General features: G+C 68.4%; 15 protein-coding genes and 2 pseudogenes. 10 read left to right on the forward strand and 7 right to left on the reverse strand.

The features are described 5' to 3' along the window. Positions 1–109: 109 nt before the first annotated feature. Complete coding sequence (locus H0X00_RS14340) at positions 110–511, reverse strand: (deoxy)nucleoside triphosphate pyrophosphohydrolase (RefSeq protein WP_293772205.1); 402 nt, start codon at positions 509–511, stop codon at positions 110–112. Between the two features lie 93 nt (positions 512–604). Between H0X00_RS14340 and H0X00_RS14345 the strand changes: the two genes are divergently transcribed. Beyond that, positions 605–904 (forward strand): 4a-hydroxytetrahydrobiopterin dehydratase, encoded by a 300-nt coding sequence (locus tag H0X00_RS14345; protein ID WP_293772207.1) that lies wholly within the window; start codon positions 605–607, stop codon positions 902–904. A gap of 137 nt (positions 905–1041) precedes the next feature. Next, positions 1042–1518, forward strand: coding sequence for a GNAT family N-acetyltransferase (locus H0X00_RS14350; protein WP_293772210.1), 477 nt, complete (start codon positions 1042–1044; stop codon positions 1516–1518). A gap of 13 nt (positions 1519–1531) precedes the next feature. On the opposite strand, the gene H0X00_RS14355 is transcribed toward H0X00_RS14350, so the two are convergent. The 5 genes from H0X00_RS14355 to rnhA all read right to left on the reverse strand — a co-directional run bounded on the left by H0X00_RS14355 (position 1532) and on the right by rnhA (position 5789). Beyond that, on the reverse strand, positions 1532–2335 hold the full coding sequence (locus tag H0X00_RS14355; RefSeq protein ID WP_293772213.1) for a LuxR C-terminal-related transcriptional regulator: 804 nt from the start codon (positions 2333–2335) through the stop codon (positions 1532–1534). Positions 2336–2487: 152 nt separating this feature from the next. Continuing rightward, complete coding sequence (locus H0X00_RS14360) at positions 2488–2976, reverse strand: hypothetical protein (protein WP_293772215.1); 489 nt, start codon at positions 2974–2976, stop codon at positions 2488–2490. A gap of 34 nt (positions 2977–3010) precedes the next feature. Next, a complete protein-coding gene (locus H0X00_RS14365; RefSeq protein ID WP_293772218.1) occupies positions 3011–4657 on the reverse strand; it encodes an MFS transporter in 1647 nt (548 codons plus the stop codon). A 114-nt stretch (positions 4658–4771) separates the two neighbouring features. After that, complete coding sequence (locus H0X00_RS14370) at positions 4772–5278, reverse strand: TIGR00725 family protein (protein WP_293772221.1); 507 nt, start codon at positions 5276–5278, stop codon at positions 4772–4774. Positions 5279–5306: 28 nt separating this feature from the next. Beyond that, complete coding sequence (gene rnhA / locus H0X00_RS14375) at positions 5307–5789, reverse strand: ribonuclease HI (protein ID WP_293772224.1); 483 nt, start codon at positions 5787–5789, stop codon at positions 5307–5309. A gap of 68 nt (positions 5790–5857) precedes the next feature. On the opposite strand from rnhA, the gene H0X00_RS14380 reads away from it, so the two are divergent. Continuing rightward, the gene (locus tag H0X00_RS14380; protein ID WP_293772227.1) at positions 5858–6211 is read left to right on the forward strand and encodes an HNH endonuclease; all 354 of its coding nucleotides are present in this window, start codon (positions 5858–5860) and stop codon (positions 6209–6211) included. A gap of 19 nt (positions 6212–6230) precedes the next feature. Then, complete coding sequence (locus tag H0X00_RS14385) at positions 6231–6707, forward strand: DinB family protein (RefSeq protein WP_293772229.1); 477 nt, start codon at positions 6231–6233, stop codon at positions 6705–6707. Positions 6708–6722: 15 nt separating this feature from the next. On the opposite strand, the gene H0X00_RS14390 is transcribed toward H0X00_RS14385, so the two are convergent. After that, positions 6723–7367, reverse strand: coding sequence for a dihydrofolate reductase family protein (locus H0X00_RS14390; RefSeq protein WP_293772232.1), 645 nt, complete (start codon positions 7365–7367; stop codon positions 6723–6725). Positions 7368–7947: 580 nt separating this feature from the next. On the opposite strand from H0X00_RS14390, the pseudogene H0X00_RS14395 reads away from it, so the two are divergent. The 6 genes and pseudogenes from H0X00_RS14395 to H0X00_RS14415 form a co-directional block, all read left to right on the forward strand. After that, positions 7948–8478: pseudogene (locus H0X00_RS14395) on the forward strand (transposase); the annotation flags it as partial. A gap of 496 nt (positions 8479–8974) precedes the next feature. Continuing rightward, a complete protein-coding gene (locus H0X00_RS14400) occupies positions 8975–10381 on the forward strand; it encodes a selenium-binding protein SBP56-related protein (RefSeq protein WP_293772234.1) in 1407 nt (468 codons plus the stop codon). Between the two features lie 12 nt (positions 10382–10393). After that, positions 10394–11599 carry an FAD/NAD(P)-binding oxidoreductase gene (locus H0X00_RS14405; protein ID WP_293772236.1) on the forward strand — a complete coding sequence of 402 codons (1206 nt, stop codon included), beginning with the start codon at positions 10394–10396 and terminating at the stop codon, positions 11597–11599. A gap of 121 nt (positions 11600–11720) precedes the next feature. Next, positions 11721–12242 (forward strand): OsmC family protein, encoded by a 522-nt coding sequence (locus H0X00_RS14410; RefSeq protein ID WP_293772238.1) that lies wholly within the window; start codon positions 11721–11723, stop codon positions 12240–12242. A gap of 168 nt (positions 12243–12410) precedes the next feature. After that, positions 12411–12575, forward strand: a pseudogene (locus H0X00_RS23890) (selenium-binding protein SBP56-related protein); the annotation flags it as partial. Positions 12576–12645: 70 nt separating this feature from the next. Further along, positions 12646–12889 (forward strand): transposase (locus tag H0X00_RS14415; protein ID WP_293772240.1); only part of this gene is annotated, 244 nt, incomplete at its 3' end.

Raw genomic sequence — 12889 nt, forward strand, 5'->3', positions numbered from 1 at the left:
GGCCTGAGCGGGGGCGGCGGGCAGCGCGAGGATGCCGAGGCCGGTCAGCGCAGCCAGCCCCAGCGTCCCGAGCCGGCCGCGGATGTCCATCTCGTCCCTTTCTACCTGCTCATCCCAGGCCGGAAAACCTCCGAAAGGCGGTAACCGCGGGGACGTCCGCAGGCAGCCAGGCGACCTCGAACAGGTCCGCGCCGGCAAGCCAGCGCAGTTCGTCGTGGTCCTCCAGCGGCGCCGGCTCGCCCTCGACGAGTTCGGCCAGGTACACACGCAGGACGAGGTCGTCCCGGAGAGGCCACTCCCCGGGGACGCGTTCGCCCGGGACCACGACTACCCCGAGCTCCTCCTGACACTCCCGGATCAGCGCCTCGGTCTCGGATTCGCCGGGCTCGACCTTGCCACCGGGCAGCTCCCAGCCGCCGGCCAGCGCCGCGGGGGCGTTGCGCCGCGCGGCCAGCAGGTACCCGTCGCGGACGATCGCAGCCCCGACCACGACTCGTGGTCCGTCCGGCACGCGCCCTCCCGCCATCACCCCGCGCTGAACCCGCACTGAACCCGCACTGAACCCGAATTGACAACCCGGGCGCATTCGGCGCACGGTCGGATCATGGTCGCACTCCTGAACGCCGACGACGTCGAAGCCGGTCTGGGCAAGTTGAACGGCTGGACCGGGGACACCAGCGAGATCCGCCGCTCCTACTCCGCTCCGGACTTCCCGACCGCGATCCGTCTGGTGGACGCGGTCGCCGTGGCGGCCGAGGAGATGAATCACCACCCGGACATCGACATCCGCTGGCGCACGGTGCACTTCACGATCTCCACCCACTCCGAAGGTGGGGTGACCGGCCTCGATCTGGAGCTTGCCGGGCGGGTCGACGCCGCCGCGGAATCACTGGGCGCCGTCTAGCTCTCCAGGCCAGTCCGCCCGGGTCCGTGGCACGAATGAGACACCTCGGACTGGTATGGCGAATCACCTGATCCCTTTGGCTCGCCGTTGACGCGCTGCGGGCCGAATTCGTCGGTGGGCCTTGGGAGAATCGCTTCATGACGATGGCGGAGCAGACCACGCTCGTGCTGACGCCTACCCCCTACGACGACCCGGTCTCGGCAGCCCTGATCGAGGCCGTGCAGCGGGTCTACGTGGTCCGCTACGGCGGCCGGGACGCCACCCTCGTGGAACCCACCGACTTCGCCCCGCCGCGTGGGCTGTTCCTGGTCGGGCGACTCTCCGGCGAACCGATCGCCTGCGGCGGCTGGCGGATCGTCGAGCCCGGCCTGGCCGAGCTCAAGCGGATGTATGTCGCCTCCGGCTTCCGTGGCCGCGGCCTGTCCCGGATCCTGCTCGCCGCCCTGGAGGACAGCGCGCGGGGCCTCGGCATCACCCGGCTGCGTCTGGAGACCGGGCACCGCCAGCCCGAAGCGATCCGCCTCTACGAGACCAGCGGCTACAGCGTCGTCGAGAAGTTCGGCGTCTACCGCAACGACCCCGGTTCGACCTGCTTCGGCAAGACGCTGGTCTGAGCGACCTGCTCGGCTACAACAGGCCGCGGCTGCGGGCGACGTAGACGGCGCGGGTGCGGGTGTGCGCGTCCAGGCGCCGCATGGCGTCGTGCACGTAGGTCTTGACGGTGGCGTCGGCCAGGCCGGTGCGCTCGGCGATCTCGCGGTTGGTCAGGCCGTCCTCGACCAGGCGCAGGATCTGCGCCTGACGGGTGGTCAGCGGGCTCGGCCCTTCCGGAGTCTGGGGTCCGTCGCCGTTGCGGGTGAGGGCGTTCAGGGCCCGCTCCAGCCGTGGGCGCAGTGGGTTGAGCCCGAGCGCTTCGGCGACCGCGCGCAGTTCGGCGACCACGCCCCGCGGGACCGCGTCCGCCTTCTGGGCGGAGGGCAACATGTGCTCCAGGTCGCGCTCCACGCACCGGGCCACGGTCTCGGCGGCCCGGATCGCGGTCTCGCCGACCGGCTGGGTGCGCGAGGCCGCGTAGAGCACGGCGACCACCTCGTCGCCGAAACGCACCGGGGCGGCCAGCGCAGAGACCAGGCCCTCGTGCTGGACGGCCCGGTCGTACTCGTGGGTGATCATCCGGGAGCCGGCGTAGTCATCGACCACCACCGCCCGGCCACCGGAGAAGACCTTCCCGCCCAACCCGGTGCCGGGGTGCACGACCAGGCCCTCCAAGGCGGGGGTGCGCAAGCCGTAGACCTGGCTGATCACCACCACGCGGTGCCCGTCGGAGTCGACCTCGACGGCGCCGCCGAACACAGCGGGCAGGCCGGTGAGTTCGTGCAGCATCCCGAGGCGCTGGCGCACCGCCTGGCGAATCACGGCCGTCGCAGCCACGCCCACACCCACCTCCCGTGCACTCGGTGCATACGGAACTCGCTGGCGGGCGTGCCGCCACGCTAACTGACCGCGCGGTCGGAGCGGAACGAATCATCCACCGAAAGTACGTGGCCGCCTCCCCCGGAGGGAGGTTCAGCCGCCTCGGCGCACTACGGGCGGGCGGCGCAGGTGGCGACCACGCGCGGACCGCCGCGGAGCTTGAAGGTCACCTCGGCGACCACCCGCTCGACCTCGGCCCCGTTCGTGCGCGGGTTGAGGCGCCAGGTGGCCGGCGAGCCGTGACGGCGCACGGCCGAGGCCGAGCCGATCGAGCCGCCGCCCGAACTCCGCTTCTCGTTCTCAATGCTGATCACGATCCGGCCGACCTGCACGCGTCGGTTCTTGAACGCGCCCCGGCCACCGTCGTCGGTGGCCCGGACCCGCACCCCGCGCAGGTCGTTGTCGCTCTTCGAACGCTTCGGCATCCGGAGCTTGATCCGCAGCGTGGTGTCCTTCGGGCCGTCGAAGGTGCACGTACGAACGGCGGAGTGGCGGGCCGACGCAGCGCTGGGAGCTGCTTCCGCCGCAGGCACGACGACCACACCGGCCACCAGCGCGCCCGCAACAGCAGCAGAGCCCAACGTCGTAAGGATCTTCATGGCGCCCACAAAATCACACCTGTGTATGGCGCTCTTAAACGTTGACTCTCGCTTCGGACACATCACCGTCGGCAACCATCGTCTCGGGAGCGTCGTTGTGGTCCGGGCCTCCGTCCGGTTCCTCGCTGTGGTGCGCCGTGACGGCCGCAGCGGCCGGCCTGAGCCCCTGGAAAGCGAAGATCGCGACCACCGTCGCGAGCACCGCCGCGATGGCGGTACTCAGGCGCATGCCGTCGACGAAGGCGTGGTTCGCCAGGTCGAGCAACGCGTTCCCGACGTCGGCCGGTAGGTCCTCGGCCGCCGTCACCGCGCCGCCGAGGGTGTCGCGGGCGTCCGCGGCCGCCTGCGGGGTGACCCCGGCAGGCAGGTCGTCGAGCCCGTCCCGGTAGAGGCTGACGCCGATGCTGCCGAAGATCGCGATCCCGAGCGCACCGCCGAGCTCGGCGGCGGTCTCCGAGATGCCGGAGGCCGCACCGGCCTTCTCCGGCGGGGCCGAGCCGACGATCAACTCGGTGGTGAGACCGAAGACCGGCCCCATCCCGAGGGAGATGATCACGGACCCGATCACCGCGATCGTCAGGCTGGTGTCCCCACCGTCGGCGCTCACCCCGATCAGGACGAAGAGCCCTGCTGCGGCGACCGAGAGCCCGCCCCCGACCAGCTTGGGCGGCGCGACCTTGTGGGCCAGGCGCGGGGTCATCTGCGAGGTGAGCACGAACCCGGCGGCGCCGGGCAGACCCCAGAGCCCGGCCTCCAACGGCGACAACCCGAGCACGAGCTGCAGGAACTGGAAGACGAAGATGAAGTAGCCGATCATCACGAAGATCGCGAAGAAGTTCACCATCAGGGCACCGTTGAACGAGCGCACTTTGAACAGCGAGACGTCGATCATCGGATGGGTCAGCCGCTGCTGGCGGTACACCCACGCGACGCCGACCAGCAGGCCGACGGTGATCGAGGCGGTCGCGGTGTCCGTGATCCCGTCCACGGCGATGTCCTTGATGCCGTAGACGACACCGAGTACGGCAACCACCGACATCGCGGCGCTGATCAGGTCGAGCTTGCCGGCGTTCTCGTCCTTGTACTCGGGCAGCAGCTTGGGACCGAAGAGCAGCAGCGCGCCCATCACCGGCAGCGCGAGCAGGAACACCGAGCCCCACCAGAAGAACTCGAGCATCGCCCCGCCCACCACCGGGCCGACCACGCTGCCCGCCGAGAACGCGGCGATCCACCAGGCGATCGCGATGCCGCGCTGCTTGGGGTCGGGGAACATGTGGAAGATCAGCGACAGCGTTGAGGGCGCGATGGTGGCGCCGGTCAGGCCGAGCAGCGCGCGGCTGACGATCAGCATCTCGGCGCTGGTCGAGAACGCGGCCAGGATCGAGGTCAGCCCGAACAGGAACGCGCCGATCATCAGCAGCTTGCGCCGGCCGATCCGGTCCCCGAGCGTGCCCATCACGATCAGCGAGCCGGCGACCATGAAGCCGTAGACGTCGATGATCCACAGCAACTGGGTGCTGGTGGGATTCAGGTCCTCGGAGATCTCCGGGACGGCCAGGTGCAGGACCGTGAGGTCCATGACGTACAGCAGGCAGGCCAGCGAGAGGACGGCCAGGCCGATCCATTCCTTGCGGCCGGCCTGTGCAGGCGGGGCGCCGCTGCCGGCGTCAAGGGTCTGCACGTTGGCTCCTCAAGGTCGATCGGCGGCAGGTCCTGCCGTGCCGGTTCTTCGTTCGCGGTGCCCACATACTCACGACTAGGACTGAGCACCGCACCTGAATTCATCGGCCCGAACTCAGGCGGACGCAATGGCGGAGCCGAGCAGGCGGAACGCGAGGTCCGCGGCCTCCTTCGGCGACCCGGCGGTCAGGGCGCCCGGCACCAGGTCCTCGGCGTAGCTCGCCAGCAGCACCACCGGCTTGCCGAGACGGCCCGCGAGGGCGATCTCGCTCAGGGTGCCGGGGCTGCGTCCGATCGCGACGACCGCGTCGGCGGTCTGCACCACGAGCAGGTTGCGGCCCTGGCCGAGTCCGGTGGCCACCGCGATACTCACGTGCGGGTTGGCCGCGAGGCGGTCGGTGCCCGGCAGCAGCCCGATCGAGGTGCCGTCGGCCAATGCGGCCCCTTCGCAGGCGCCCTGCATGACGCCGCCGAGGCCGCCGGTCACGACGACGGCGCCACCGAGCGCCAGCAACCGGCCGACCCCGCACGCGAGTTGCACCTCGCGCTCGTTCGCCTCGCCCGGTCCGACGACGGCGATCTGCCGGCGCGCCGCGGCTCCGCTGCTGTCGGTCTCGGTCACGTGGCCACCATCGCCGCCCGGTTCAACATCAGGGCGCGCAGCCGCTCACCGACGCGGCGCCCGTCTCCATCGCCAGCACCATCCCGCGCGTGGCGAGCTGGTCGGCGAGCTCGTTGTCAGCGACACCGCTGTGCCCCTTCACCCAGTGCCATTCGACCTGATGCCGGGCACAGGCGACCTGCAGGCGCTGCCACAGGTCGACGTTCTTCACCGGCTGCTTCGCCGAGGTCAGCCAGCCGTTGCACTCCCAGCCGAGGATCCACTTGGTGATGCCGCCCCGGACGTAGGTGCTGTCGGTGTAGAGGTGCACGACCACCGGCCGCTTCAACGTCTCGAGCGCGACGATCGGAGCCATCAGCTCCATGCGGTTGTTCGTCGTCGCCTCGGGCTCCCCGCCGCAGAGCTCCCGGACGTGCTTGCCGTACCGCAGCACCGCACCCCACCCACCGGGCCCCGGATTCGGGGTGCAGCCACCGTCGGTGTGGATGACCACCACGTCGCTCTCGCTCACGGGCGCAGCCTAGTAAGCCGTGGCGCGGCGACAGGCGCCGGCGAACCCGGCCGCCCTACCCTCGAACCGTGGCCTCCCGCAGCAAGACCGCAGTTTACGCGCGCCGTCGCAAGCGGCGGATGGCCCGGGTCGAGCACGACCTCACCGACGCCCAGTGGGATGCGCTCAAAGCCGCGTGGGGCGGCTGCGCCTACTGCGACGTCTCCGATGCGCAGCTCCAGAAGGACTGCACCCTGCCGATCTCGGTGGGCGGCCGCTACACCCTGGCCAACGTCGTCCCGGCCTGCCGTTCGTGCAACGCCAGCAAATGCAACACCGAGGTCACCGCGTGGCTCCGGCGCAAGAAGCTCGACGAAGGCGCCTTCCTCGTCCGGCAGGTCGAGGTGCTGCGCGCCCTGACCGCCGCCGCGGATCCCGCTTAGCCCTGGCTAGCCTGTCCGCGTGGACACCCTGCCGGACAGTGAGCGAGCAGCGCTCGAAGCAAGGCTCGACGCGCAGCGGCAGGAGATCGTCGGCCTGCTCTCCGACATCGACGATGCCGCCGCCCGCACGCGCCTCGTGCCGTCGCTGACCACGGTGCTGGGGCTCGTCAAGCACGCCACGTTCGCCGAGGCGGTCTGGTTCCAGCACCGGGTGGCCGGGGCGTCGCGCGCTGAGCTCGGCCTGCCGGACGACGTCACCGAGAGCTGGGTGCTGGATCCGCTGGACACCGTCGAAACGATTCGCGCCGGCTTCCTGACCGCGTGCGAGCGCTCCCGAGAGATTGCGGCGGCGCACGACCTCGACGAGCAGTTCCCCTGGTACGAGCGCTCGGTGAACCTGCGGTACATCTACGGCCACATGATCGCCGAGCTCGCCCGGCACGCGGGCCACGGCGACATCCTGGTGGAGCAGCTCAAGGCCGGAGCCTCCGGCTGACTCAGCGACACTGACTCAGCGGCGCCAGAAGATGTGGTGGGTGACGCCGCTCGGGCTGGGCACGACCTCGAGGTGGTAGCGGTCCAGCAGTTCGTCCGGCGACTCCCAGAGCCGGACGCCGCGGCCGAGCTCCAGCGGGACCACCGCGACGTGCAGGGTGTCGACCAGGTCGGCGTCGAGGAATTCACAGATCGACGTGGCGCCGCCGCCGAGGCGGACGTCGCGGCCCTGCGCCGCCACCTTCGCCTGCTCCAGCACCTCCGCGGGCTTCCCTTCGACGAAGTAGAAGGTCGTCTCGCCGAGGGTGAGGTCCGGGCGATGGTGATGGGTCAGCACGAAGACCGGCGTGTGGAACGGGGGCTCATCGCCCCACCAGCCCTGCCAGTCCAGGTTCTCCCACGGCCCCCGCTGCGGCCCGAACTTGTTGCGGCCCATGATCTCGGCGCCGATGTTGTGGGTGAAGTCCCGGGTGAAGTAGTCGTCCAGGCCGCGGCTCCCGCCGGGGTCGGTCCGGTTCGGCCAGCTCGCCGTCGCCCCCGCCCAGGAGGCCATCGCCCCAGGATCCGCGTGCCCGAAGGGCCGCTCCAGGCTCTGCCCCTCCCCCGCGGCGTAGCCATCGCGCGAGAGCATGAGGTTCTGCACCTTCAGAAGCTGGGTCACGAGCTCTCCTGTTCCGTGGGATCGAGGTTGAAGCTGCAGTTCGTTACTGGTGGTGCGCCTGCAGCGCCCAGATCGCCTCACCAGTAACGAATTGCAGCCTGAGCCTCGGCAACCGGCCTGCTCAGACGTTGAAGCGGAACGTGGCATGGGGGAGCCCGCGCAGACCGATGACCTGCGCCAATGGTAGGGGAAACCGCCGCTGACCTGCGACAACGCGGCGTCCGAGACTGACCGACCCTGACCGCCGGACACCGACTGCCACCGTCCTGTCACGGCCCACAGACGGCCCAGGACGTGATCTTGAGGACGTGTCTGCCCCGGTGCGAACCCGAGACGCCAGACCGAGGGGCTCGGATGCCCAGGGTGTTCAAGCGCGCTCGTTCGGCGAGCACGCCACGAGCCGACACAACACCCCCCGCGTTCCCATCCGGCCGCGCGTCGAGCGGATCGGCGGTGCGTCCAGCCGAACTCTTGCTTACAAGCTCATCCGTACGGTGCCCGCGGTGACCGCGGGGACTGTGGATTTAACGGTGTTTCCGGCCTGACACGCTGAGCGATGCTCGGCGGGGAAGGTGCCGTGATGACCGCGACACTGAACGATGTGACGAAGAAGAAGGAACCGGCCGAGCACTCGGCTGAACAGGCCGCCGCGATCGAGCTGGTCCGGGTGGCGAAGGAGGCCGGCCTGTCGTTGACAGGCCCGGGCGGGTTGCTCACGGCGCTGACCAAGGCGGTGCTCGAGACCGCGCTGAACGAGGAGATGACCGAACACCTCGGTTATGCCAAACACGATCCCGGTGGTGGTGAGTCGGGCAACATCCGCAACGGGACCCGGGCTAAGACGGTGTTGACCGAGGCGACCGGTGCGGTGCAGATCGAGGTCCCCCGTGATCGGGCGGGGACCTTCGATCCGCAGATCGTGCGGAAGCGTCAACGCCGCCTCGGTGGGGTCGATGCGATCGTGCTTTCCCTCTACGCCAAGGGGTTGACCACCGGGGAGATCAGCGCGCACTTCGCCGAGATCTACGGGGCGTCGGTGTCGAAGGAGACGATCTCGCGGATCACGGACAAGGTGATCGAGGAGATGAACGAGTGGTCGGTGCGCCCTCTCAAGGCGGTAGCGCGGGTTCGAATCCCGTCGGGGCTACAGCGAGAAACCCCCTGGTCAGCAGGGGGTTTCGTTGTTTCACAGGGCGCGGGGCGTGCGCACATCGGCTCCGGTACACAACGGATACACACCAGCCAGCGCGGACGCCGCCGCGGCGTCGGCCATCTCGTCGAGCCGATCGCTGAAGCTTTAGCAGACCACCGGCAACAGCATCCGACTCGGGCAGCGGGTTGCTCCAACGTGCTGATTGCACCGGCCGCACGGATTGCGCGCGACCGGACCGGGGCGTAATGTCCGGACAAATACGAGTTCCAGCTGCGGCTGGATGCCGCTAGCGGCATCGGTCCGAGCTCACTGATCGGAGTGCCTCATGCTCGCGAGGCGACTCGCGCACCGTCCCTCATCGGCGGCCCGCGCACCGCAGGGAACTCGGTCGCGGCCCGCCTGATTCGACTGTTCGCGCAGGCCACTTCACGGATCGCCAACGAAGGACCAGCCAATGAGCACAACGACAGATCCGACCTTCTATCGGACCGCCGCCGATGCCGCTGCGGCACCGGCTGAGGAATTGGCCTACGTGGCGGCGTTCGATCCGACCGGCTCGACGCAGGACGCGATGCTGGTCGTCGATGTCAACGCCGCTTCGACCGATTACGGCAAAGTGGTCGGCTCTCTGGTGGTGGGCGTCCCCGGCGACGAGTTGCACCACTACGGCTGGAACGCCTGCAGCAGCGCGTGGAAGCACGAAGGCCACGACATGTCTGGCCTGGAACGCCGGTTCCTGGTGGTGCCGGGGTTGCGATCGTCGAACATCTACGTGCTGGACACGAAGCCTGATCCGCGCAATCCCGTCCTGCACAAGACCATCCCCGCCAGTGAGCTGGCGGACAAGGCCGGCTACTCCCGGCCGCACACCTTGCATTGCGGGCCGGATGGCATTTTCCTCACGTGCCTGGGCAGCGACGGGGATGGCGAGGGTCCCGGTGGGATCGCTCTGTTGGACCACGACACCTTCGATGTCATCGGTGCCTGGGAGAAGGACCGGGGCCCGCAGCACATGCACTACGACGCCTGGTGGCACCTGAATTCCAACGTGCTGATCAGCAGCGAGTGGGGCACGCCGAGCATGATCGAGAACGGTGTGATCCCCGAGAAGTTGTTGGCGAACGAGTACGGTCACGCGATCCATTTCTGGGATCTGGCGGCCGGAAAGCACCTTCAGCGGGTGGACCTCGGCGCACACAACCAGATGGCCCTGGAGGTGCGCCCGGCGCACGACCCGGACGCCACCTGGGGATTCGTCGGAGTGGTCGTGTCCACGGAGGATCTGTCCGGGTCGATCTTCCGTTGGTACCGGGAGGGTGAGGAGTGGAAGGCCGAAAAGGTGATCAGCATCCCCGCCCAGCCGGCCGACCCCGAGCTACTTCCTCCGCTGCTCAAGGGGTTCGGTGCAGTACCACCATTGATCACCGACATCGACCTCTCGGTCGATGACCAGTTCCTCTACGTGTCCTGTTGGGGAACGGGTGAGCTGAAGCAGTACGACGTCAGCGATCCCAGCCACCCGCGTGAGGTCGGTTCTTTGAAGCTCGGTGGGATCGTGAATCGCACAGCGCATCCGGCGCTTCCGGGTACGCCTCTGGCCGGGGCACCGCAGATGGTCGAAGTCAGCCGCGACGGACGACGGGTCTACTTCACCAACTCTCTGTACCGGGCCTTCGATGACCAGTTCTATCCGGACGGAGTCGGTAGCTGGATGGCGATGGCCAATGTCGGTCCCGACGGCGGCATGGAGCTCGACGAGAAGTTCTTCCTCCACGGCGAAGAGCACTTCGGTGGCCGCCGGGTCCACCAGATCCGACTCCAGGGCGGCGACGCCTCCTCGGACTCCTACTGCTACCGCTGAACGGAGGTCGGCATGTCCACACAGTCCACGGGGCATCGCGTGCTCATCGTCGGGGGCGGCAGTGCCGGGGTCGACGTCGCGGCCCGGCTGCGACGGGCGGGCGAGAAGGACGTCGCGATCGTCGAGCCCTCCGATGTCCACTACTACCAGCCGCTGTGGACCCTTGTCGGCGGCGGCTGCGCACCGGCAGGCAAGAGCGCTCGGCTGCAGTCGAAGGTGATGCCGAAGGGCGCCACGTGGATCAAGGATCGGGTGGAAGCGATAGACCCCGACGCGCGAGTCGTGAACACGCTCTCCGGTAAGACAATCGGTTACGAGCGGCTAGTGGTCTGTCCGGGGATTCAGCTGGACTGGGGCCGTGTTCCGGGCATGTCCGAAGCGCTCGACACCCCAGCGGTGTCGAGTAACTACACCTTCGAGCTCGCGCCCAAGACGTGGACCATGATTCGCGGCCTGCGATCCGGAACCGCGGTGTTCACCATGCCGTCCGGTCCGATCAAGTGCGCCGGCGCCCCGCAGAAGATCGCCTACCTCGCTGCTCATTACTGGCAACAGCAGGGTGTGCTCGACCGGATCCGGGTCGTCTTGGTCCTTCCTACGCCGGCCATGTTCGGGGTGAAAGTGTTCAGCGATGAGCTCGAACAGGTGGCAACCCGGTACGGCATCGAGGTGCACACCAGCAGCGAGGTCGTCGAGATCGACCCCGACTCTCGACGGGCAGTGATCCAGAACAACGCCGAGAACACCAAGGACAGCGTCGACTACGACATCATGCATGTTGTCCCGCCCCAGTCGGCCCCGGACTGGATCAAGACCGGGCCGCTGGCCGACCCGGCGAACCCGGCCGGGTACGTCGAGATCGACAAGCACACGATGCAGCACACCCGCTTCGCCGATGTGTTCGCCCTCGGTGACGCGGGCTCCTCACCGAACTCCAAGACCGGAGCGGCGATCCGCAAGCAGGCCCCGGTCGTGGTGGCCAACCTGCTCGGCTCACTCACAGGCAAACCGCCCACCAAGCGATACGAGGGTTACGCCTCCTGTCCGCTGACCACGGCGCGGAACAAGATGTTGCTGGCAGAGTTCGACTACACCATGCAACCCACGCCCAGCATCCCGATCATCGACACCACCCGCGAACGACGCGACATGTGGTACCTCAAGCGCTACGGGCTGCCGTTCCTGTATTGGAACCTGATGCTGAAGGGGCGCGCATGACAAGTCGCTGAGGCAATGCAGGAGGATCGCGAGCGGCGCGACGCGATCGAAATCCTGCTCTGGTGACACTGCAACGCGTCTTGGAATGTTCAGCTCTTACCGACCCGAAGGAGATCCGCACATGACCGCGACCGTAGGATCCCACCTCAATCAGGTCGACTTGGCCGCCGTCGGCGCCCTCGTCCAGGCTGTCAGCGAGCAGCCGGAGAAGGCGGCAACCACCTGGGCGGCGCAGGTCCGGTGGACCGGGGCGTTCAAGTCCGAGGCGACGGTGCGCGACTTCGCGCCCATGCCCTCCGACGAGCCGAAGGGCATGGGCGGCGGCGACGCTGCGCCCAACCCCGTCGAGCAACTGCTCGTCGCGCTCGGCAACTGCCTCGCGGTCGGCTACGCAGCCAACGCGACGGTCGCCGGCATCGAGATCCAGGAACTGACCATCAAGGTCGAGGGTGACATCGACATGCACTCGTTCCTGGGTCTTAAGGAAGGACATGCGGGATTCTCTGGGATCCGCACGGTCGTCGACCTCAAGGCCGACGCCGATCCCGCGGCGATCGAGGCGCTGCACCGCCGCGTCGAGGGCAGCTCCCCGGTCGGTCACTCGATCGCAGCGGCCGTGCCGATCACCTTCACTGCAACCTGATTCCGCCACGAGCCGGTCGGCGCGGGGCGAAACCCGCTGCCGACCGGCTCAGCGCTGGGGTGGCGCACGGTGGACTATCTGACTTCGTACCTCGATCGAAGTTCGCACTGAAGCCATGCTCCGCAGCAAGACCACGACCGGCTTCAGCTATCAGTGGGAGGTATCGACATGGCGAAGTCCAGCGAGGAAGCATGTTGCGGTCCCGGCTATGCCTCGCCCACGGAGGCCATCAAGGCACCCCGGGAGTTGCTCCTTTATACGGTCGCCCTCTACATAGGCACGGGTATTCAAAAGCCTGATTACCTGGCCACGATCGACGCTGATCCGGATAGTCGGGTCTGCTGCACGAGTAGGTGACATCTGAACTGTGGTGCCGAGAGGTGCCGCTGGAAGGATGTGCACTGTGCCGAAACCCCACCCCAAAGAGTTCCGCGACGACGTCGTTCGCGTCGCCCGCAGCCGTGAGCCCGGCCAGGAGCTGCGGCAGATCGCGAAGGACTTCGGGATCAGCGAGTCCTGCCTGCACAACTGGCTCAAGGCCGCAGACGTCGAGGACGGGCGCAGGCCCGGAACGAGCGCGGCGGAGAACGCCGAGTTGCGCGAGGCCCGCAAACGGATCCGACTGCTCGAGCAGGAGAACGAGGTCC

Origin of the sequence: Sporichthya sp. (assembly GCF_013815995.1) — a bacterium.
Taxonomy (GTDB): domain Bacteria; phylum Actinomycetota; class Actinomycetes; order Sporichthyales; family Sporichthyaceae; genus Sporichthya.

What these genes read in the sequence shown, in the direction of transcription:
- H0X00_RS14410 (WP_293772238.1), top strand. Translation starts at nt 11,721, where the DNA reads ATGACCGCGACCGTAGGATCCCACCTCAATCAGGTCGACTTGGCCGCC.
- H0X00_RS14400 (WP_293772234.1), top strand. Translation starts at nt 8,975, where the DNA reads ATGAGCACAACGACAGATCCGACCTTCTATCGGACCGCCGCCGATGCC.
- H0X00_RS14350 (WP_293772210.1), top strand. Translation starts at nt 1,042, where the DNA reads ATGACGATGGCGGAGCAGACCACGCTCGTGCTGACGCCTACCCCCTAC.
- H0X00_RS14360 (WP_293772215.1), bottom strand. Translation starts at nt 2,976, where the DNA reads ATGAAGATCCTTACGACGTTGGGCTCTGCTGCTGTTGCGGGCGCGCTG.
- H0X00_RS14345 (WP_293772207.1), top strand. Translation starts at nt 605, where the DNA reads ATGGTCGCACTCCTGAACGCCGACGACGTCGAAGCCGGTCTGGGCAAG.
- H0X00_RS14405 (WP_293772236.1), top strand. Translation starts at nt 10,394, where the DNA reads ATGTCCACACAGTCCACGGGGCATCGCGTGCTCATCGTCGGGGGCGGC.